General features: G+C 65.9%; 19 protein-coding genes and 1 pseudogene. 6 read left to right on the forward strand and 14 right to left on the reverse strand.

What is annotated here, in order from left to right; translation table 11 throughout:
- Positions 1–140: 140 nt before the first annotated feature.
- Positions 141–2,237: a S8 family serine peptidase gene (locus BOO71_RS05445; protein WP_075830945.1), complete on the reverse strand. Its 2,097-nt coding sequence runs from the start codon at positions 2,235–2,237 to the stop codon at positions 141–143.
- Between the two features lie 137 nt (positions 2,238–2,374).
- Here BOO71_RS05445 and BOO71_RS05450 point away from each other — a divergent pair, with 137 nt between their 5' ends.
- The gene (locus BOO71_RS05450) at positions 2,375–2,932 is read left to right on the forward strand and encodes a metal-binding protein (RefSeq protein WP_075830946.1); all 558 of its coding nucleotides are present in this window, start codon (positions 2,375–2,377) and stop codon (positions 2,930–2,932) included.
- Between the two features lie 16 nt (positions 2,933–2,948).
- Here BOO71_RS05450 and BOO71_RS05455 read toward each other — a convergent pair whose 3' ends face one another.
- The 5 genes from BOO71_RS05455 to BOO71_RS05475 all read right to left on the reverse strand — a co-directional run bounded on the left by BOO71_RS05455 (position 2,949) and on the right by BOO71_RS05475 (position 5,719).
- Entirely contained in the window at positions 2,949–3,686 is a 738-nt protein-coding gene (locus BOO71_RS05455) for a YkgJ family cysteine cluster protein (RefSeq protein WP_075830947.1), read from the reverse strand.
- A gap of 57 nt (positions 3,687–3,743) precedes the next feature.
- Complete coding sequence (locus BOO71_RS05460) at positions 3,744–4,082, reverse strand: NUDIX domain-containing protein (protein ID WP_303046716.1); 339 nt, start codon at positions 4,080–4,082, stop codon at positions 3,744–3,746.
- Positions 4,083–4,216: 134 nt separating this feature from the next.
- Complete coding sequence (locus BOO71_RS05465) at positions 4,217–4,753, reverse strand: YfiT family bacillithiol transferase (protein WP_075830948.1); 537 nt, start codon at positions 4,751–4,753, stop codon at positions 4,217–4,219.
- Positions 4,750–5,118: a nucleotide pyrophosphohydrolase gene (locus tag BOO71_RS05470; RefSeq protein ID WP_075830949.1), complete on the reverse strand. Its 369-nt coding sequence runs from the start codon at positions 5,116–5,118 to the stop codon at positions 4,750–4,752. The genes BOO71_RS05465 and BOO71_RS05470 overlap by 4 nt, the downstream gene beginning before the upstream one ends.
- Positions 5,119–5,215: 97 nt before the next feature.
- Complete coding sequence (locus tag BOO71_RS05475) at positions 5,216–5,719, reverse strand: DUF4384 domain-containing protein (protein ID WP_075830950.1); 504 nt, start codon at positions 5,717–5,719, stop codon at positions 5,216–5,218.
- 182 nt (positions 5,720–5,901) lie between these two features.
- Between BOO71_RS05475 and ftsH the strand changes: the two genes are divergently transcribed.
- On the forward strand, positions 5,902–7,824 hold the full coding sequence (ftsH, locus tag BOO71_RS05480; RefSeq protein ID WP_083653039.1) for an ATP-dependent zinc metalloprotease FtsH: 1,923 nt from the start codon (positions 5,902–5,904) through the stop codon (positions 7,822–7,824).
- Between the two features lie 25 nt (positions 7,825–7,849).
- On the opposite strand, the gene BOO71_RS26280 is transcribed toward ftsH, so the two are convergent.
- Both BOO71_RS26280 and BOO71_RS05490 read right to left on the reverse strand, forming a co-directional pair.
- Positions 7,850–8,860, reverse strand: coding sequence for an EAL domain-containing protein (locus tag BOO71_RS26280; RefSeq protein WP_254843036.1), 1,011 nt, complete (start codon positions 8,858–8,860; stop codon positions 7,850–7,852).
- Between the two features lie 357 nt (positions 8,861–9,217).
- Positions 9,218–10,396: a mechanosensitive ion channel family protein gene (locus tag BOO71_RS05490; protein WP_075830951.1), complete on the reverse strand. Its 1,179-nt coding sequence runs from the start codon at positions 10,394–10,396 to the stop codon at positions 9,218–9,220.
- Between the two features lie 493 nt (positions 10,397–10,889).
- On the opposite strand from BOO71_RS05490, the gene BOO71_RS05495 reads away from it, so the two are divergent.
- Entirely contained in the window at positions 10,890–11,141 is a 252-nt protein-coding gene (locus BOO71_RS05495) for a hypothetical protein (protein WP_075830972.1), read from the forward strand.
- A gap of 55 nt (positions 11,142–11,196) precedes the next feature.
- Here the strand turns inward: BOO71_RS05495 and BOO71_RS05500 are convergent, their stop codons facing one another.
- Together BOO71_RS05500 and BOO71_RS05505 are read right to left on the reverse strand one after the other, a co-directional pair.
- Positions 11,197–11,577 carry a VOC family protein gene (locus BOO71_RS05500; RefSeq protein WP_075830952.1) on the reverse strand — a complete coding sequence of 127 codons (381 nt, stop codon included), beginning with the start codon at positions 11,575–11,577 and terminating at the stop codon, positions 11,197–11,199.
- Between the two features lie 80 nt (positions 11,578–11,657).
- Positions 11,658–12,323: a glycosyltransferase family 2 protein gene (locus BOO71_RS05505; protein ID WP_075830953.1), complete on the reverse strand. Its 666-nt coding sequence runs from the start codon at positions 12,321–12,323 to the stop codon at positions 11,658–11,660.
- 76 nt (positions 12,324–12,399) lie between these two features.
- Between BOO71_RS05505 and BOO71_RS05510 the strand changes: the two genes are divergently transcribed.
- On the forward strand, positions 12,400–14,229 hold the full coding sequence (locus BOO71_RS05510; protein WP_075830954.1) for an arginine--tRNA ligase: 1,830 nt from the start codon (positions 12,400–12,402) through the stop codon (positions 14,227–14,229).
- A gap of 199 nt (positions 14,230–14,428) precedes the next feature.
- Here the strand turns inward: BOO71_RS05510 and BOO71_RS05515 are convergent, their stop codons facing one another.
- The 3 genes from BOO71_RS05515 to BOO71_RS05525 form a co-directional block, all read right to left on the reverse strand.
- Complete coding sequence (locus BOO71_RS05515) at positions 14,429–15,334, reverse strand: alpha/beta hydrolase family protein (RefSeq protein WP_254843037.1); 906 nt, start codon at positions 15,332–15,334, stop codon at positions 14,429–14,431.
- Positions 15,335–15,478: 144 nt separating this feature from the next.
- Complete coding sequence (locus tag BOO71_RS05520) at positions 15,479–16,654, reverse strand: acyltransferase (RefSeq protein ID WP_083653043.1); 1,176 nt, start codon at positions 16,652–16,654, stop codon at positions 15,479–15,481.
- A gap of 101 nt (positions 16,655–16,755) precedes the next feature.
- On the reverse strand, positions 16,756–17,889 hold the full coding sequence (locus BOO71_RS05525) for a prephenate dehydrogenase (protein WP_075830956.1): 1,134 nt from the start codon (positions 17,887–17,889) through the stop codon (positions 16,756–16,758).
- A gap of 212 nt (positions 17,890–18,101) precedes the next feature.
- On the opposite strand from BOO71_RS05525, the gene BOO71_RS05530 reads away from it, so the two are divergent.
- A complete protein-coding gene (locus BOO71_RS05530; protein ID WP_075830957.1) occupies positions 18,102–19,076 on the forward strand; it encodes an ABC transporter ATP-binding protein in 975 nt (324 codons plus the stop codon).
- The gene (locus BOO71_RS05535; RefSeq protein WP_075830958.1) at positions 19,069–19,941 is read left to right on the forward strand and encodes an ABC transporter permease; all 873 of its coding nucleotides are present in this window, start codon (positions 19,069–19,071) and stop codon (positions 19,939–19,941) included. Before BOO71_RS05530 ends, BOO71_RS05535 begins: the two co-directional genes overlap by 8 nt.
- A gap of 218 nt (positions 19,942–20,159) precedes the next feature.
- Here BOO71_RS05535 and BOO71_RS26775 read toward each other — a convergent pair.
- Positions 20,160–20,469: pseudogene (locus BOO71_RS26775) on the reverse strand (IS1 family transposase); the annotation flags it as partial.

Below are 20,469 nucleotides of genomic sequence, written 5' to 3' on the forward strand. Positions count from 1 at the left end.
CCCGGAGTTCAGGATAAGCCGTCCGCTCTTTGTGGTGGGCGGCTTTTTTCGTGGCCTGGCGTTCAGGTCTGCGTGAGGGTCAGGGCCAGTACGCGCTGACCCTCACGCCTTTGCGAGTGCCAAAGGAGTGTTGAGCAGCTCTATCTGGGAATCAGGTCGCCCACATCCACCTGTGGCACAGCGGGTCCCAGGGTGACGGACTGCTCGGCGCGGGGTTCGTTCGTCTCACCGTAGATGCCGTTGCCGTCGCGGTCCCGGCCCCCGACGACGCTGAAATTGCCGTCTCCCAGATACGCGCTGAAGTTTCCCAGGGCGTCCACTGGGGGCTGAAAGACCAGCCCGCGCGAATCCTGAAGGCGCAGGCCCAGCGTGTCGCTGATGGCGGGCGCACCCAGCGCGGCGGCGGCGTTGATCATGCCGGAACCGAACAGCGGATCGCGCCCGGCTGCGCCCAGATCGGTGGCGGTGGCGTTCAGGCGGGCCAGGGTGGAGGCAGGGTCGTTCGTCACGCCCTTGCTCAGCAGCAGCGCGGCCAGTGCCGCAACCTGCGGGGCAGCCTGACTGGTCCCGGCCTCGGCCTCGTACTCGGGCTGCCCTTTGGCGTAATTCCAACCCGTGGACAGGATCAGATCCTGAAAAGGCTGGCCGTTAAAGACGCCGCCGTTGAATGTGCCGGGGTCCAGGCTGGGATCGGTGCCGCCCGGCGCGCTGAGTTGCACGGCGGCGTAGGCGCTGCTGTAGACCGCGTGCTTAGGGGCGCTGCCGCCCGAGAGGGTCACGCTGCCCACCGCCACCGCTGCCGGACAGGCCGCCGGGTAATACGGTGTGGTGTTGTACCCGTTGCCCGCCGCCGCGATCACCAGCGATCCAGCGTCGCGGGCGTCCTGGATGGCCTCACACATGGGGCGGGCGGTGTCGGCGCTGACCTGTGCGCCCAGGCTCAGGTTGATCACGGCGGCCCGCTGCGGGTTGATCCGTGTCTTTCCTTCCAGCGTGACCGGCAGGCCAGCGGCGTAGCGCACGGCCAGGGCCACGTCGGCAATGGCGGCGTCGCCCGCCACGTCGATCACCCGGATCGGCAGCACCTTCACGTTGGCCCGCCGCACCGCGCCCACCACGCCGGTCAGGCTGCACCCCACGCACGACGGCGTGTTCTGGCCCCAGCGGGCCGCGATGATCCCGGTCACATGGGTGCCGTGGCTGCCCGTGGTGCGGTTCCGGTCCCCCGGATCGGTGGGATCGTCGTCCGTGCCGTCGCCGTCGCCATTTTTGGGATCGGCCAGCAGGTCCAGCGCACCCTCGCCCGGTTTCCAGAGGGTGCCTTCCAGATCGGGGTGGTCATAACGCACGCCGCTGTCCAGCACGGCCACCGTCACGGGCCGCGAGTAAGCGCCGCCCTCCATGTCGCGCCACACGGCGGGATACCCCAGCAGCCGGAAGGGCCATTGCAGCGCGGCGTACTGGTCCGTGGGTTCCAGCGGCTGCGCCAGCGCGGGCTGAGGAAGAGTCTGGGCGTGCAACAGGGCGTTGGGGACGGCGTATTCCACCCGTGGATCGGCCCGCAGGATTCGCAATGCCGCGTCCACATCCCCCACCTGCAATGCGGCGGTGTCTGTGGATAGAGGGCGGCTGGAGGTCACGCTCAGGGCGGAGGCCCGCAGGGTTTCCCCGGCGCGCTGGGTCACGGTGGCGGCGCTGCCTTCCTTGCCCACGAACGCACCTTTGACATCCCGGTACTTGACGATAACGCCGCGTGCCTGCCCGGTCCGGGGCGAGCGGGCCGAGGGGCCAGCGCCCAGCCGCAGGTCCTGCCCCTGCGCCGCAGCTTCCTCGCGCAGGCGGCCCTTCAGGACATACTGATCGGCCTTGACGGTCCAGGTGGCGGTGCCGCGCTGCGCCTCGCCTTCGCCCGTCTTCCATTCGATCCTGATCTGGCCCGTCAGGGCCGCCTGATCCGCCGCCAGCGGTGTGGCCACGCCCCGGTCCGCACTGACCTGCACCTTCACGGCTCCCTGCCCCGCTGCGGGCGAGACCTGAAGCCAGTCGGGTTTGCCCGTCACTGTCCATTCGCCCGTGAACGGCTGCGTGGCCTGCGCGTCCCGCTGGGTGCCCAGATTCAGCGACTGGTCGGCCAGGGGCAGCGGCGCGGACGGGGTGCAGGCCGCCAGCGTGCAGGCCAGCGTCAGCCCCAGCAACAGGGAAGAGGGCGACAGGGTGGGCTGGAAGAGACGGGCCATCTGCGTCCAGCATGCCGTATCGCGGTGGGGGCTGTGTGAACGGGCGCGGCCCGCAGCGGGGGAGGGAGGCGGGGGGAGGCTGCACAGGTCCGGCGGGGGTCTGGCAAAATCCCCCTCCAGCACAGCACAATGGGCGGGTGCCCAGCGGACGTGTCCACAACCTGATCAATATCGCGGCCTACAGCGTTCTGTCGGCGGTGGCCCTGACCCTCAGCCGCCAGGACCTGCTGACCATCACCCCCGTGCAGGCACTGAATTTCACCCTGGCCTTTGCCGCCGGAACCTTTCTGCTGTCGCCGGACCTGGATCTGGCCGACGGCCATGTGGACAGCAAACGCTACTGGGGGTGGCTGGGTTTCCTTTGGGTGCCCTACGGCAAGCTGTTCCGGCACCGGGGCCTGTCGCACAGTTGGATCATCGGGCCGCTGACCCGCCTGGCTTATCTGGCGCTGCTGATCACGCTGATCGTGGGAGTCCTGCGCTACGCCGTGCCCACGCTGACGCTGCCCACCATCCCGCAGCCGATCAGCCTGAAATTCATCCTGCCGCTGGCCCTGGGCTATTTCCTCAGCCAGTGGCTGCACCTGATCGCCGACGGCATCCGCCCCGATCACGGCTTCCGGCAGGGCGCGAAGAGGCTGAAGCTGCCGCGTTCACGGGCGCGGGCCGGGCGGTCCAGAAGTCGCCGGGCCTAGCGTTCGGGGGACTTCTCTACTCGATTTGCAGCAGCTCCCGGTGGGCCAGCCCGCGCCCACTCGCCACCTGCCATGCTCCCCGCGCGTCGCCGCGTTCCACCCGTGCCATGAAGCCCGCGTCGGCGGCCAGCGTGGTCAGCAGCCAGAAATCGCCCCAGACCTCCAAACCCCACTGCGCCTGCATGGCCTTGGACGCCGCCACCCACACTGGTTCCGACAGATGTTCCAGCGGCGCGATGAAATGCCACTCGCCGTCCGTGCCAGGGGTGCGGGCCACCTCGCGGTGGTACTCGCGTTTCTCGCGGTTGCTCATGGCCTCCCAGGTGCCTTCCGCGCAGTAGTGGGCGGGAAAGGCGCTGAAGGTGTCGCGGCAGCGGGTGGGGCGGGCCTCGTACTGGGTGCAGGCCCCAGTTTCACGGTCCAGCAGCGGGCAGAAGCCCACCTCCTGCCGGTGGCGCTGCACGTACTGGGCGTCGTCCTTCGCGGTCCTCGCGTTCTGGAGGGCCGCGCGGGCGTGCGCCTCCACGGCTTCGGCCTGCGCACCCTCGATGGCGCGGGCGGTAATAAGCGCCTCGGCCAGCGACACCCGGATGGGCATGTTGCAGCACTGGAAGCACCCCGCCCCGCAGAAGACCTTGCCGCCGCGCGCCGTGTAGCCCGCCTGCCATTTGTCGGCCTGCCGCCCGTAGCGGTCATAGGCCCGCTGCACGGGGGCCGTGACCGGATCAGTGGGAGGAGAAGAGGCGCGCGTCATGCGGCGCAGCCTACCGTGCCGCCGCGTGCAGGATGGAGAGGTGGGTGGGATTGACGCTCAGGTTCTGGCCCTTTCGCGCAGGGCGTCGGCGTAGAACAGCCCCGTCTGGTACATGCGAATCTTCCCGGCGGCATACAGCGTGTCAAATTCCGCCCTCCCCACGTATCGCGCCTCGGCAACCTCATGTGCAAAAACGGGCTGGAGCGTCTGCCCTGGCAGGGGCTGAGCCAGCCAGACGTGCCGCAGGATGAACACGCCATCGGGAAAGCGGCCCAGATACGCGCCCAGAAAGCGCGTCGGCGTGACTCGCAATCCGGTTTCCTCGTAAGCCTCGCGCACAGCGGCGTCTTCGGGATTCTCGCCGCTTTCTATGCTGCCGCTGGGGATGTGCCACAGCCCGGCTTTCTGCGGTTCTTCCGGCGTTCACAGTTCCCGCACCAGCAGAATGTCGCCCTCCGCGTTCAGGACAACCACCCCGGCGGCTTTCAGTTCCACTTCGATATGCGTGTTCTCGTCGTGTTGCACAGCTTCTACCAGTTCTGCCAGCCGTTGCGCCCACGCAGGCCCGTGATGTGGGAGACGTGGTGCCGCCCGTGCCACGCGTACAGCGCCAGCAGCGAGTCCAGCGTGTAGGTGCGGCCCTGCGCCGGGTGCGTCCACGGGCGGCTCCAGTCGGTTTCGGTCACGCCTTCCAGCACGGGCAGCAGGCGGGCGTGCAGGGCGTCCACCAGCATCAGGCTGACCTCCGGTGGCAACTGATGGTCCGGCAACTGCGCCCAGCGGTCTTCCTCGTAGGGCTTGATGACTGGATTGTCCTCGGTCAGCGCCAGTTTGACGCGGATAAAGGCGTTCATGTGGCTTTCCGCGACGTGGTGGACCACCTGCCGCACGGTCCAGCCGCCCTCGCGGTAGGGGGTGTCCAGTTGCGTGTTGCTCAGCCCGGCGACGGCGGCGCGCAATTCGCCCGGCAGGCGGCGCAGATGTTCCAGCGCTTCCTCCCGCTCCTGTGCGCTCAGTTCCAGCGGCGTGGGCATCGGGCCGAGGGGATAACGGGCGTCCTGGGTCATGCGCCCTCTCCGTCTTTGCGGGTCCAGCGGTTGGCGTCGCGCACCTCCACCTTGTCCATCATGCGGGCAAAGCCGCGCTCCAGGCTGATGCCACGCTCATTGGCCATGCAGATCATCACGAACAGCAGGTCCGCCAGTTCCAGCTCCAGATCGCCCGCGTCCTCGCCGGGCTTGGGCGTCTTGCCGTTCTCATGGGCGATCACGCGGGCCACCTCGCCCGCTTCCTCGGACAGGCGGGCCATCAGCAGCAGCGGCGGAAAGTATCCCTCCTTGAACTGCGAGACATACGCGTCCACACGGGCGCTGGCATCGGAAAAGGTCAGGGCTTCGGGGCGGGGCTGGGCATTGGGGCGGGGCTGGGACATGCCCGCAGGCTAGCGCGTGGGCCTGGATTTGAAGCTGGCACAGTCAGATCAAGAAAAGCCCCTCCACAGGGGAGGGGACCATCAGGGATCAGGGTCTTTAGCGGATGTACAGGTAGGTTTCCTGCACGTCGCGGTCACCCACGGCGTAGGGGTCCAGATAGGCGGTGGTGGTCGAGTTCCAGCGGTTGCTGTCGTAGCTGCCGCTCAGCACGATGGCGGTGGTGGGGCGCACGCGGGTGAAGATGGCGCGCACGCGCTGAATCCCGCGCGGCTCGGCCAGGTTGTACATCACGCCGTCCTCGGGACGCGGGAAAAAGGTGGTCCCGGCGTTGACGTAGACGTTCTGGGCCAGCACGCTGGCGAAGCCGTTGCTTTGCAGGGCGATCAGGGTCACGTAGCCGGGCGTGCGGGCGCTGAACTGAAAGCGCACGGCCTCGCCCACGCCGTAGGTGCTGCCCTCGCCCCGGTCGGGCCGCAGGCCAGTGATCAGATTGCTGCGCTGGGGCTGAATCTGAACATTGGCGTTGGCATCGGGCCGAACGGTGACGGTACAGGCGCTGAGACCCAGGGCCAGCGCGCCGAACAGAAAGAATGTACGCATACCCGGCAGCATAAGCGCTGAGGCTGACGGGAACCTGAGAGAGAAGCCTACCTTACATTTCAGATTCGTCAGATTCGAGGGAAAGGCTGGCCTCGGCAGGTTGCGGAACGGTGCCGAAATACCGTGCCGAGATACCGCCTCTGCTGACGGTTGCCCCGCCTGCTGCTGGCATAGCATGACGCATGTTTCGCGCCCTGCGCTCGCTGGCCCTGCTGTTGTCGTTGGCTGTTCCCCTCGCCGTGTCCGCCGCCCTGGCCCAGGGGCAGGAGGTGTTGCCGGTGGCCACCCAGCCCAGTACTACCAATGCGGCCACGCCGAATGCTCCGGCGACGCTGGGCAACCCGGCGGGCGGCGGCTACAGTACCAACCGCTTTTTCGAGGACCTGAAGGCGGGCCGGGTGGCCTCGGTGCGGCTGGACAGCGCCGGAAACGCCAGCGTGACCTTCCTGGCCGGGTCCGGCACCTCGCAGGCGGTGCGCTCGCTGGTGGTGCCGCCCGATGGCGCGACGCTGGAAAAGATCCGCGCGGCCAACGTACCGCTGCGGGTGGTGGCAGGCGGCTCGCCCTTCGGCTGGGTCACGCAGGTGCTGCCGCTGGTCCTGACCGCCCTGATCATCGTGGTCCTGTGGCGCAGCATGCGCGGTGCGGGCGGCGGCGGCGGCAACGCGGCCAGCAACTTTGGCAAATCCAAGGCCGCCGTGATCGCCGAGGGCCAGATCAAGACCAACTTCACCGATGTCGCGGGCTGCGACGAGGCCAAGCAGGATTTGCAGGAAGTCGTGGATTTCCTTCGTCAGCCTGAGAAGTACCACCAGCTCGGCGCGCGTATTCCCCACGGCGTTCTGCTGGTGGGTCCTCCCGGTTCCGGTAAGACCCTCCTGGCCAAAGCGGTGGCTGGAGAGGCCAAAGTTCCTTACTTCTCCATCTCCGGCTCAGACTTTGTGGAAATGTTCGTGGGTGTGGGTGCTGCCCGTGTGCGTGACCTGTTCGAGCAGGCCCGCAAGAGTGCGCCGTGCATCGTCTTCATCGACGAGATCGACGCTGTGGGCCGCAAACGTGGTGTCAGCATGCAGGGCGGCAACGATGAGCGCGAACAGACCCTCAACCAACTGCTAGTGGAAATGGACGGCTTCGGCAGTGGGCAGGAAGTGATCATTCTGGCCGCCACCAACCGCCCGGATGTGCTGGACGCAGCGCTGCTGCGTCCGGGACGCTTTGACCGTCAGGTGGTGGTGGACGCCCCGGACGTGCGTGGACGCGAACACATCCTGAAAATCCATGCCAGAAAAAAGCCACTGGATGTGAGCGTGGACCTGAGCGTGATCGCGCGGCGCACGGCGGGCATGGTGGGGGCGGACCTCGAAAACCTGCTGAACGAGGCGGCGCTGCTGGCCGCCAGAGAGGGCCGGAACCGGATTACCGCGAGAGATGTGGACGAGGCGCGGGACCGGGTGCTGATGGGACCGGAGCGGCGCAGCATGGTGGTGCGGGAGGCGGACCGCAAGGTCACGGCCTACCACGAAGTCGGGCATGCACTGGCCGCGCAACTGTTGCCGCACGCCAACCGCGTCAACAAACTGACCGTCGTGCCGCGTGGTCGGGCCGCAGGCTTCATGATGCCCGACGCCGATGACCGCCTGCACGTCACCCGCCCCGCGCTGGAAGACATGATCGCCGTGGCACTGGCAGGCCGCGCTGCCGAGGAAGTCATCTACGGCGAGGTCACCACTGGGGCGCAGAACGATTTCCAGCAGGCCACCAACATCGCCCGCCGGATGGTCACCGAATGGGGCATGAGCGACCGCATCGGCAAGGTGGCGCTGGCCTCCGATCAGGCGGGGTATCTGGGCGGTGGCTCGCAGATGCAGCCCATGTCCGAATCCACCGCCCAGGAAATCGACGAGGAAGTGCGCGCTCTGATCGACGCCGCCTACGGGCGCGTGCTGACGCTGGTGCGCGAGCATCTGGCCGCCGTCCACGAGATCGTGCGCGTGCTGCTGGTGCGCGAGACGCTGTACGGCGAGGAATTCTCCACCCTGCTGGCGGGCGGTCAACTGGCCGAGACCGTGCCCGTCAACCTGGGCAAGACTGCCAGTCTGGCGTAGCGGTGGGAACTGTGGTGAGCTGGTCCTACGCCACGGAGCCGAGAACAGGCTGGGCCGCTGGACGCCCCAGGTAATATCCCTGCCCGTAATCGCTGCCCAGAGCGGTGATCAGGGCCAGTTCGCCGGGCGTTTCGATTCCCTCAGCCACCACCTCGATACCCAGGGCATGGGCGTAGGTGATCAGCGCCTGGACCAGGGGCACACGGGGATCGTCCGCGTGCAGGCCCTGGACCAGCGCGCGGTCCAGCTTGACCACGTCCGGCTGAAGTTCACTCAGGTAGGCCAGACTGGTGTGTCCGGCCCCCAGATCGTCCAGGGCCACCCGCGCGCCCTCTGCGCGGTAGCGTTCCAGAATGCGGCGCAGCAGGGCCAGATCGGGAAACGCCTCGCTCTCGGTCACCTCAAAGACGAGGCGGGAGAAATCCGCTCCCACCTGACGGCACGCCTCGAAGGTGGTCTGGAGGCAGATGTCGGGGTTGTACACCACGCTGGGCGAGAAATTGATAAACAGCCGCTGGCCTGGCGGCAGCGTCGGATACACCTGCATGATGGCGTGCCTGCGGGCGTGGGCATCGAAGGCGCGGGCCTGTCCGTGGGCGGCGGCGGCCAGCAGCAGGGTGTCTGCGCCCAGTTGCTCCCCCTCCCACCGGGCGTGTACCAGCGCCTCATGACCATGAACCTGCATGTTGTGCAGGCGCACGATGGGCTGCACCATGAAATGGATCTGCTGGGCAGCCCCGGCAAACCAGGGGGTGTTCAGGCGGCGCAGCCATTGCTCCAGCGGCGCGATCTGCCAGGGGTCCGGCCCGCCGCCCTGCCACGGCGTGGCCAGCAGTTCATGCCGCTCGGACACCGAGAAGCTGTCCAGCAGTGTGTTCAGATCGGCGAAGCTCTCGGGCAGGACCACCAGCGTCTGTCCGTGGGTCTGGTAGGTCAGGTGGTGGGCTTCCAGCGCCAGCCACAGCTTGCGCCGGACATGGGCAGAGGCGCTGTGCAGCGCCAGCCGGTCCGGTTGGCCCAGGTCTGTGGGAGACAAGGTCTGGCAGTCGCAGGCCCCCAGCGAGGATGAGGAGGGAAGGTCAGGACCCATGAAACAGTTTTAGCAGCAGGACTCTGACAAACACATCATTCACGGATGTTCTGCGGGTCAGAAGAAACCTTCAGGAGAGGGTCCTTATCCAGATTCCATCTGTAACGCGGCAGGCATCAGGACAGCGCCGATTCCCACACTCGATGCCCGGACAGCGTTTCTCGCCTGCTCCTCTGCGGCGCAGCTCTGCGAGTCTGTCGTCATGGACAGACGCCCTTGAGGACGCTATTCCTCTGCGGGGCAGCTCTGCGATTCCCGTTCGGATTCCCAGGTGGTTTCAACACTTTTCAAGCGGAGTCGGTATCAATCCTCGTCTTCCGGGTCACGGCTCTGGCTGGGCTTGATGGGGGACTGGGTGCGGTTCTGCTCCTTCAGGTCCGGCCCGCTGCTGTCGCGGGTCAGCCTGATCTCGATGGGTGCGCCGCCAAAATTCAGACTGCGCTGCGGGAAGGGAATCTCGATCCCGGCCTGATCCATGGCAATTTTAATCCGGCGGTTGAATTCGCGGCCCACCGCGTACTGGCTCTTGGGCAGCACCTTGAACAGGGCGCGCAGGGTCACGCCGTCGGCGGCCAGTTGCGTGACGCCCTGGATGTCGGGTTCCTCCAGAAAGAATTTCTTCCATTCCTGATCGTTGTAGATCTCGTCGCTGACGGATTTCAGCACCCGCAACGCCTCGTTGATGTTGGCCGCGTAGGTCACGTCTACGGTAGCGACCACCCGGCTCCAGTCCTTGCTGCTCACGCTGACGGTGTTGATCTGGCCGTTGGGAATCAGGTGGACCGTGCCGTCCAGGGCGCGCAGGGCGGTCAGGCGCAGGTTGAGCTTCTCCACGTTGCCGCTGAGGGTGCCGTTGTTGACCGTGATCACGTCTCCCACGCCGTACTGGTCCTCCAGCAGAATAAAAAAGCCGGTGAACACGTCCTTGATCAGGCTCTGCGCCCCGAAGCCCACCGCCAGCCCCAGCACTGAGACCCCGGCCAGCAGGCTGGTGGCATTCACCCCCAGCGCCTGAAGGCCCGCGATCAGGCTGATGATGATGATGATGACCTTGAGGGTGCTTTCCACCACGCCCTTGAGGGTCTGCACGCGCACGTTGCGGCGGTTGAATTCGTCGTCCTCGGCCACGATGCGTTGGCTGAAGGTGCCGACCATCCGCCACGCGATCAGCGCCAGCGCCACGATCACCACGGCCTGCCCGGCGGTGTTGCGGAAGCCCTCGGCGATGCTCTGGCCCAGCCCGAACAGCACCGGAACATCCGGCAGGTAGATCTTGTAGGTGGCGTAGGCGACGTAGCCCACCACGACCACGGCCAGCCACAGCCACTTGAGGGCCAGCAGCATGCGCACCCCGACCTGATCGCGCAGGGTTTTCAGCAGAATGCGCCCGAAACGGTGGACGGCGTAGGAAATGACCAGCGCAATCGCCAGCCACAGCCACACGCTGGGTTTGGAAAGTTGAACGAGCAGGATATCCAGCATTGCGGGCTAGTCTCCCACAAAGTGCCTGATGCCGGAATGACCGCCTGTCTGGGAATTGAGGGGAGAGGCGGGCTGCCGTGCGTGCCAGATGCTACCGACTCGCTCTGATGCCGACAGGGATTCCCAACGCTGCCAGCCAGTCTTTCCCCATTCCCGTTCCGCACAGATTTGTTTGTGACCCAGCTTGAGGTTCTACGAACTGTCCGCCCCGCCGCATGCGCCGTTGCCCCCGGCCCACTACAGCAGTTGTCATAAAAAGACCATTTTTATGACCGAGCAAAGCGAGTGACTTTTATCGAGCAGGACGGAGAATGGAGTCGCCGGAAGTCTGTTTTTCCGGTGACGTACTTCGGAGAACTGCTCTAGACTGCCCGGCATGTCTCCCGAATCCAGCAAACCAGACGCCAAAAATCCAGACGCTAGCAAACCAGACGTCAATAAGACAGACAAGCCCATTTCCCCCAATGACCGTGCCCGCCTGGACCCGGTGTTCATGCAGGTGGTGCTGGACGTGCAGGCGCAGGTGCAGCAGACCCAGCCCACGCAGGCTGGCAATCTGGCCGCCATGTTCCACAAGGAAACGATGGGCGACGCCCTCCAGGGTCTGGCCATGCTGATCGCGGGCTGGAACCAGAACCGTATCGACGGCGCGGGCCTGGGCCGCACGGTCAAATCCCTGCGCGCCCTGGACCTGCCGGAACTGGCCGGGCGGATGGAAAGGCTGCGCCAGATCGACGAGGGCTAAGCGGGCTGGAGGAAGGGTTGGCCCGCCGCCCCATCCCGCATTATGCGGACCCGCGCTATTGGGGATAGGGCCGGGTGATGACCTCCAGTCCGTGTCCAGCAGGGTCTTTGAAGTACACGCCCCGCCCGCCATGATTCGTGTTGAACTGGCCGGGCAGGCTCATCTGCGGATCGGCCCAGTGGTCCACCTGAAGCGCCAGCATCCGCCCATAGATTTTGGCAAAGGTTCCGTCGTCTACCAGAAAGGCGAGGTGCTGCATCTGGATGGTATCGGTCCCCGGCTCGGCGAACTGGAGATGGGTCTCATCGTCCAGCCGGACGGTAGCGAACGGTCCCCAGAATGTTGGATCAGGCAGGCCGAACAGCCGGGCGAAGAAGGTGGCCGACTCGCTTTTGTCGTAAGCAGCGAGCAGGGCGTGGTTGAAGCGGACGGGCATGAAGTCCTCGTTTCGCGCGGCGATTTCCCTATCTCAAGCAGCCGGATAGAGGGGCGCGCAATGCGGTCATTCTATCCGGCTCACGGCCTCTTGCGCCGCGCCCGGAAGGTCACGAGATCGGCGTACATGCGGGTTCTGGCCCACGCGCCGTTCCAGAACCCGCGTTTCTTTTCCTTCAGCACCTGTCCCACATGCGGCAGTTCTATGTAATCCCAGCGCGCTCCGGTGTCTTTCAGATACGCGGTGATGGCCGGTTCGGGCCAGCGTTCCTCGCCCAGATGGGGCACGGCCAGCAGCATGTCGCGGCGGCAGACCCGCTGACCACTCAGGTTCGGCGTCAGTTTGTTGCCCCAGTCGGTCACGAAGCCGCCGCCCTCGAAGACCCCGATGCTCATGTCCAGTCTGCCGTCCAGTACAGGCCGCAGCATCCGCTCCAGATGGTCCAGCGTCAGGCCGGTCAGATCGGCGTCCAGCATGACGATGAACTCGGCGTCCGTGGCGTCCAGCGCCGCGCGCAGGGCCGCGCCTTTGCCTACATTCTCGCTCAGCTCCACGACCCTGGCCCCCGCCGCGCGGGCCACCGCCGCCGTGTCGTCGTCACTGCCGTCAGAGGCCACCACCACCTCCGGCGTCAGTTCCAGCGCCACACGCACCACCTCGGCCACCGTTTCGCTCTCGTTGTAGGCAGGAATGACAGTCGCCACGGACGGGGCTTTGGGAGGGCGCGGGTCCGGCATGTCACGCATGGTACTTCGGAGGCAGGTCAGCTCTGACAGATGGGGCCAGAGTGTAAAGGCTCCGTCTGCCCTAAACTCCCATCTTATGGACCTCAAGGCACAACTCAAAACCGCTGTGGAAATGGCGGCGCAGCAACTGGGCGCAACCGTGGATGCCGCCATTCAGGAAACCCCGGCGGGCAAGGCAGGCGACTACGGCACCCCCGCCGCCTTTCTGATCGCCAAGACCATCGGCGGCAACCCGGCGCAGATCGCCGCGCAACTCGCGCAGACCGTGCAACTTCCCCAGGGCATCAAGAAAGTCGAGGCGGCGGGGCCGTTCCTGAACTTCTTCGTGGATGTGGGCGCGTTCGTGCGCGGTGTCGTCGAAAAGCCGTTTGAAATGCCCCAACTCAGTGGCAAGGTGGTCATCGAACACACCTCGGTCAACCCGAACAAGGAACTGCATGTGGGCCACCTGCGAAACGTCGTGCTAGGCGACAGCATGGCCCGCATCTTCCGTGCCGCTGGGCAGACGGTGGAGGTGCAGAATTACATCGACGACACGGGCAGGCAGGCCGCCGAATCCATCTTCGCCGTGAACCACTACGGCCTGAAGTGGGACGGCGTGCAGAAGTACGATCACTGGCTGGGCGAGGGTTACGTGCGCCTGAACGCCGATCCGGCCAAGCCCGAACTGGAACCCGGAATCCGCGAGATCATGCACCGTCTGGAAGCCGGGGAACTGCGTTCAGAGGTGGAGAAGGTCGTCCACGCCCATCTGGTCACCTGCTTTCGCCTGGGCGCACGCTATGACCTGCTGAACTGGGAATCCGACGTGGTGGGCAGCGGTTTTCTCAAGCGCGGCATGGACATTCTGGAGGCCAGCAACTACACCTCGCACCCCAACGAGGGCAAGTACGCCGGGGCTTTCGTGATGGACGTGTCCGAGTTCATGCCGGGCCTGGAGGAACCGCAGGTGGTCCTGATCCGCACCGACGGTACCGCCATGTACGCCGCGAAAGATATCGGCTATCAGTTCTGGAAATTTGGTCTGTTTGAGGGCATGAAGTTTAGGCCCTTCACGGAAGACCCCGAAGGTCACACGGTCTGGACCAGTGCGCCGGACGGTGACCCGGATCTCGCCAGACGCTTCGGCCACGCCGACGAGGTCATCAACGTGATCGACTCGCGCCAGGATCATCCACAGACTGTCGTTCGCAGTTCGCTGGGCGTGGCCGGACACACCGGGATGAAGGAGCGCAGCATCCACCTGTCCTACGCCTTCGTGACGCTGGAAGGCCAGACCATCAGCGGGCGCAAGGGCGTGACCGTCAGCGCGGACGCGGCGATGGACGAGGCGCAGAAGCGGGCGTTGATCGAACTGGCGAAGGTCAACCCCGAACTCTCGCAGCGTGACGATGCCGGGGAGATTGCCCGCCGCATCGGACTGGGCGCGATCCGTTTCGCCATGCTCAAGGCCGAGCCGACGCGCAAGATCGACTTCCGCTGGGAGCAGGCGCTGGCCCTGAACGGCGACACCGCGCCGTATATCCAGTACGCCGCCGTCCGCGCCGCCAACATTCTCCGCAAGGGGCAGGAAGCCGGATTTGCGATAGACGGCACCGGGGCCGACTGGGACATGCTGCCGGACATCGATCTGACCCTCGCCAAGCAGGTGGCGAAGCTGCCCCAGATCGTCGCCCAGAGCGTGCGCGTCCACTCGCCGCATGTGGTGGCGCAGTACGCGCTGGACCTCGCCACATCGTTTAACGCGTGGTACAACGCCAAGGATAAGAACGGCAAACGAATCACAAATGTTCTGGAATCTGAACCGGGATTGCGTGAAGCAAGATTTGCGCTTGTCGCCCGTCTGCGTCAGGCGTTCGAGGAAACCCTGGACCTGATCGGCATCGAGATTCCGGCAGCGATGTGAAAATCATACGGATTCCGTCTGTTTCGCGCAGAAATCGGAACAGCGCCGATTCCTACACTCCACGCCCGGAACCCGTTTTTCTCCTTCTCGCTCCGCTCGGATTTTCAGGTGTTTTCAACACCTTCTAATCGGAGTCCGTATCAGAACATCTGAAGGCTGCCATTCCGGCTTTCAGATGTTCTGACTTCTGGACTTCCCCCTACTTGACGGCCTTCGCTGCCACTCGCCCTTCCAGCCGCTTGTAAAAGCCCACCAATTTCTGCGCCATGTCCGGGGTGAAGCGGTTGCCGCCCAGATGGGGGCCAGTCAGAGACACGAATTCGCTGGTGCCCAGGGCAGCGTGTGGGTACAGGCGTTCGCCGTTGCTCAGGGCTGGCACGGTGCCGTCGTTGACGCTGGCGGCCACGAACAGCGGCAGGTACGGCGCTTTGAAGGTCTGCATCAGCGGGTCCAGCCCCGGCGGCGGCTCGTTCTGCGTGCCGTAAGCCACGCTGATCTCCTTGCGGCGGGTCGGCGAGGCGCTCCAGGCGACCCGCAGGTCTGTCCAGGCGTCTATGAGAGCCACGCCGCTCACCCGGTAGGGGCTGCCAGGCAGGGCGCTGCGCAGGGCCATCAGGCCGCCCATGCTCATGCCCAGGGCGTAGGTGTGGCCATTCCACGAAAAGCGCTTGAGGGCCGCCGCGTGGACCTGTCCCACTTCCTTCAGGGCGCTGGGGCTGCCCCAGGTGGTTAGGCCGCCGTCTCCACTGAGCAGCACGGCAAAATGTGAATCCAGCAGGGCGTCGATCAGCACCCGGAAGCTTTCGCTGTCACGCAGGCGGGCCGCGCTCTGGTTGCGCGGGTGCGAGACCACCACCAGCGGGCAGGGCAGATAGGTGCAACTGTCGGGAATCCGCAGCAGCGATTCGCGCCCCGCAGGACCCAGCGGCAGCCAGTCCACCGGCTGCACCACGCCGTTGGAAGGCAGGGTGCCCGGCGGGAACGCGGACGAGAAACCGGCTCCGGTGGCGGTCCCGGTGCCCGTCGCGGTTCCGGCGGGGTGGGTGCCGGGCGGAAAGTAGGAGGGGACGCTGGCCCTTGCCCCCGAAAGAACAGACAGGGCCATCAATATCATCAAAGAAAGTAACCGACTCACAACGTTGCCGACTGTAGCGCGCCGAACCTGACGCCGGACTGACATGGTCTGGCAAACATGGCGTGGCGGCACGGTGTGGCAAACATGATGTGGCGGCATGCTGGCCACCCCTGCTCAGCGGCCAAAGAGAAGCTTACTCAGGCGGGTCTCTACCAGCAGCAGCGCCAGGATGCCGGGCAGAAGCAGGGACACCAGGAAATAGCCCAGGATGGTCAGCGCGAAGACCAGTGGGTCGCCGCCCGGCGCGTGCATGGTTTCCAGCGTTTGCAGGATGGCCGGGTGGATCAGGTAGATCTGGAGGCTGAACATGCCAGTGATGCCCAGGGCCATCCGCCACGCCCCGGCGAAGCGTTGCAGGCTGTAGGCCACCCCCAGCACGATCAGGGCCATCAGGGTGGTGTAGGCCCAGCTCAGGCCGGAATACACCATCGGCACCACCGGTTCGCCGCGCACGTAGGCCAGCGCCTGCGGCAGGTACAGCGCGTAGACCAGGGCCGCCCCGGCGATCAGAAACACCCGGTTCCTGCGCCACCATGCCGGGAATTCGTCCAGGCGTGCGCCCACCGCCGCGCCCACCGTGACTGGCAGCATGTACCACAGCACCGTGCTGGCTGGAAAGGGCAGCCGCAGAACTTCGCGGTTGAGGACATAGACGCCCAGTTGCAGCGCCGCGCCGATCAGCAGCGCCAGCACAATCGGCGGTCTGCGGCGGGCCAGCGGCAGCAGCAGCGGAATCACCAGATAGACTTCCAGCGCCACCAGCAGGAAATACAGGTGGTAACTGGCCTTGCCGTATTGCAGGTAGAACAGCCACTTGTCGGGATCGGTCAACGTTTCCGGGGGGCGCTGTCCGGTCCACACATACCACGCGATATAAAGCCCGGACCACAACAGGTAAGGCCACGCCCCGCGCGTGACCCGCCGGAAGAAGTAGCGCCCCGGCCTGAAATTTTTCAGCAGGCTGCGGGTCAGCACCATCGCCGACAGGAACACGAAGGCGGGCACGGCGAAATGCAGCGTGCGGTTGATCAGTTGCAGCAGCAGAAAGCTCGTGGTATCGGGCACCGCGTAGCGCAGCGCCAGGCCGGAAGTGTGGTGGGCCACCACCTCCAGAATGGTCAGGCCCCGGAACAGGTCGATGGCCGTCAGCTTCGACGGTCCAGCGTGCAGGTCGACCGGCTCGGCCTCCGATGGGGGGGTCAGTTCCTCCAGGTCGAAGTCGAATTCAAGGCCATCCGGCGGGCGCTGCGGCTCCGGCTCGGCAGGGAGGGGGAAACGAATCTGGGTCATGGGAAGGGGCGCGTGCGCTGAACGCAGTCTAAAGGATTTGCCGGACGCGGCGGCGCTCCTGTTTGGTCATCCACGGGACCCCACCTCAAATGGGATCGAGATCAGATCCGCCCGCGAACCTCAAAGCCTGCGCCGCGCAGGATGCCCGCCGCGATTGCTACGGCCTCGGCGGATTCCAGCCCCAGGCGCAGTGCCCCGCCTTCCTCCCGGATCGCCAGCACCTCGATATCCTTGATGTTGACCCCTGCCGCGCCCAGCGTCTGGGTCACGATGCCGATCTGGTTGGGTTTATCTGGCACGGCCACCACCAGATCGTATTTCTGCGGCAGCAGGCTGCGGCGCACCACCGGCAGGCTGTCGCGGGTGCGTTTGCCCTCGTAGGCGGCGGCCAGCAGTTCTTCCGGCTCCTCCAGATCGGCCTCCAGACGGTCCAACTGGTATCTGAACCGCCTCAGCGCCTCACGCAGCGCCGCCTTGTTTTCCACCACCATGTCGCGGCTCATGCGCGGATCGCCGCTGGCCACGCGGGTCAGGTCGCGGAAGCCCCCGGCGGCCAGCAGGCTCAGGCGCTCGTCGCGGGCTACCATATGGGTCAGCGCCAGACTGGCCAGATACGGCAGGTGGCTGACGGTGGCCACCAGCGCGTCGTGGGCGTCAGGAGGCATGACCACCGGGGCGGCCCCCAGCCCCTCCACCAGCGTGCGGGCGCGGCTCAGGGCGGTCAGTGGAGTCTGATCTGTGGGGGTCAGCACCCACACGGCGTTTTCCAGCAGCGCGGCGTTGGCGTGGGTGACCCCGCCGCGTTCGCTGCCCGCCATCGGGTGACCGGCCACGAAGTTGCGAACTTTCAGCCGCTCCATCTCGGCGGCAATTCCGCCCTTGACGCTGCCCACGTCGGTGACCAGCGCTGCCGGGTTCAGGAAGGGGGCCAGCTCATTGGCCAGCGGGATCAGGGCGCGCATCGGGGCGGCCAGGATCACCAGATCGGCGTCGCGCAGCCACTCGCCTGCTGACGGGCGAACCTCGTCCACCAGACCCAGCGCCTCGGCCTCGCGCAACACGTCCATGCTGGCGTCCATGCCGATCACATGGCGGGCCAGGAAGCGCTGGCGCAGGCCCATCGCCACGCTGCCGCCGATGAGTCCCACTCCGGCCACCACCGCCGTCCCAAACAGCGGTGCGGGGGTCACGGGCGCGTTGGAAGGGTGCGGCTCGGTTCTGTCCAGCTCTGGCATGACCGGGAGGCTAGCACGGGGGCGGCGGGGCGGTTTTGGACCTGTTCAGGCTCTGCCTCAAGTGACACTCTGGTGCTGTGGGGCTGCCCGAGTTCTAGCTTTCGCTTGCTGTGGGGCGGGGTTGCCCGAAGACAACCTCAACCCAGCGTCCCTGCACCCAACTGCAACTTTCAGCCCACGCCCCACCCGCCCCCGGCCCCTATGCTGACCGCATGAGCGCCCCTCCCGCCCCGATCATCGAAACCCGTGAACTCCGCAAGGTCTACAAGGACCGCGCCGTGGTGGACGGCCTGAACCTGCGCGTGCTGCCCGGCGAGGTCTTCGGCTTCCTGGGACCAAACGGCGCGGGCAAAAGCACCACGGTCAAGATGCTGCTGGGGCTGGTGCTACCCACGGGCGGCGAGGTGCGTGTGCTGGGCGGTTCCCCCGCCGATCCCGCCGTCCGCGCCCGCCTGGGCTTTTTGCCCGAACAGTTCCGCTTTCAAACCTGGATGACCGCCGAGGAATTCCTGAACTTTCACGGACGGCTGGCCGGAATGAAGGCCGACGAACTGCGCGCCCGCATCCCCCAGGTGCTGAAAACCGTGGGCCTGGGTGGACGCGGCGGCGAGTCGCTGGGCGGCTACAGCAAGGGGATGCTGCAACGCTGCGGGCTGGCCGGGGCGATCCTGGCGCGGCCCGAGCTGGTCTTTCTGGACGAGCCGACGAGCGCCCTGGACCCGATTGGCCGGGTGGAAGTGCGCGAGATCATCGAGGGGTTGCGGGCCAACGGCGTGGCGGTGTTCCTCAACTCCCACCTGTTGTCAGAGGTGGAACAGGTCTGTGACCGCGTCGCCTTCGTCAAGGAGGGCCGGGTCTTGCAGCAGGGCAGCATGCAGGAATTGATGGGTGGCGTGATCCCGGTGGGCATCCGGGTGGACGCCATCAAGCCTGGGTTGCTGGAAGCGCTGGCCCGGCTGGGCGAGGTGCGCCACACCGACACCCAGACCCCCGGACGCGCCGAGATCGAGCTGTGGCTGCAAAACGCGGACGCCGTGCCTGCGGTGGCCGACGCCATCCACGCCAGCGGCGCACGCCTGCACGCCCTGACCCCGCGCCGCCCGGACCTGGAAACGATGTTCCTGGAGCTGATCGAGGACCGCCCGGCTCCCGCTTCTGCCGCTGCCCCGGAGGCCGTCCGTGCGTAACGCCCTGCTCATTGCCGAACTCTCTCTGCGCGAGGCCGTCCGCAAGCGGCTGGTCAGCGTGCTGCTGGTTCTCAGCGTGCTGTTCATCGGCTTCTACCTGTATGGCATCTACCGCCTGGAAATGAATCTGGACGAGCGAGCCGTGAATGCCGGGCTGGACGGGCGCAGCACCACGGGCCTGTCGAATGTTCCCGTCATGTACTCGGCCATGTTCGGGATGTATCTGGTGTATTTTCTGGGCGCGCTGATGTCGGTGCTGTCCACCGTGGGCGCGGTCAGCGGCGACATAGAAAACGGCGTCATGCAGAGCGTGATCGCCCGCCCGATCAGCCGCGCGCAACTGGTGCTGGGGCGCTGGATCGGCTTCACGGTGGTCAATGTGGTGTACGTGGCCCTGCTGGGAACGTCGCTGCTGATCGGTCTGTACGCCATCACGGGTTATCTGCCCCCCTCGCCTGCCCCTGCCCTGGGCCTGATCTTGCTCTCGGTGACCCTGCTGACCGCCCTGACGGTACTGGGCAGCACGCTGTTCACCACCCTGGCCAACGGCATCGGCGTGTTCGTGCTGTACGGCGCGGGCTTTACCGGGGGCATCCTGAACGCCATCGGCACCTTCGCGGACAGTCCCACGCTGACCACGTTGGGCCGCGCCGCCAACATCGTGATGCCCACCAACGCGCTGTGGCTGGGATCCAGCTACCTGCTGCAACCCCCGGTGCTGCTGGAAATCAGCAAGGCGACGCGCGGGGCCAACCCCTTCTTCGGCTCGGACCCCATTGCGCCCACGCTGGTGCTGTGGGCCGCCCTGCTGGCCGCGCTGGCCGTGGCGGCGGCCATGTGGCGTTTCAGTCGGCGCGATCTGTAGCTGAGTGAGTTTTTGTTTCTACTCTCGTCGGAAGACCAGACTGCCACCGTACCCGATAAATCGGGGCGTGGAACGTATGACAATCGTGCAGTGGTCTGGGGGTCAGTGGTCAGGTTCTGGAAGCTGGCAAATGGCGTATCCCCTTTTGTAGTTCGCCGCCAGAGGTTCGCCCCCATTTTGTTTGCGGAGTTCAGTGATTGGGAGGTAGAAGGCTGGAATCATGACCGACATGGGTTCTTCATGACCACGGTGCTGAGCAGGCGCAGCACGCTCCACACCGTGTCCGTGATCCCGATGGCCATTGCTGGCGTCCGTTGCGCATATTGACGACGCCCCACCGGTTCATTCAACTTGACTCGCAGGCTCCGGTTCACCCGACAGAAGTTATAGATCCCATTGACCAGATCACTGACCGTCTGACGGACGTGGGGAAGCCTCGCAAACGCGAGGCTTCTGCGGACTTGGTGCGGATTCATTGGTGCGGATTCATACGCCGGGCCGTCCCGTTGTGCCGTTCCACTGCCGAGG

Source organism: Deinococcus marmoris (assembly GCF_001949125.1).
Taxonomy (GTDB): domain Bacteria; phylum Deinococcota; class Deinococci; order Deinococcales; family Deinococcaceae; genus Deinococcus; species Deinococcus marmoris_A.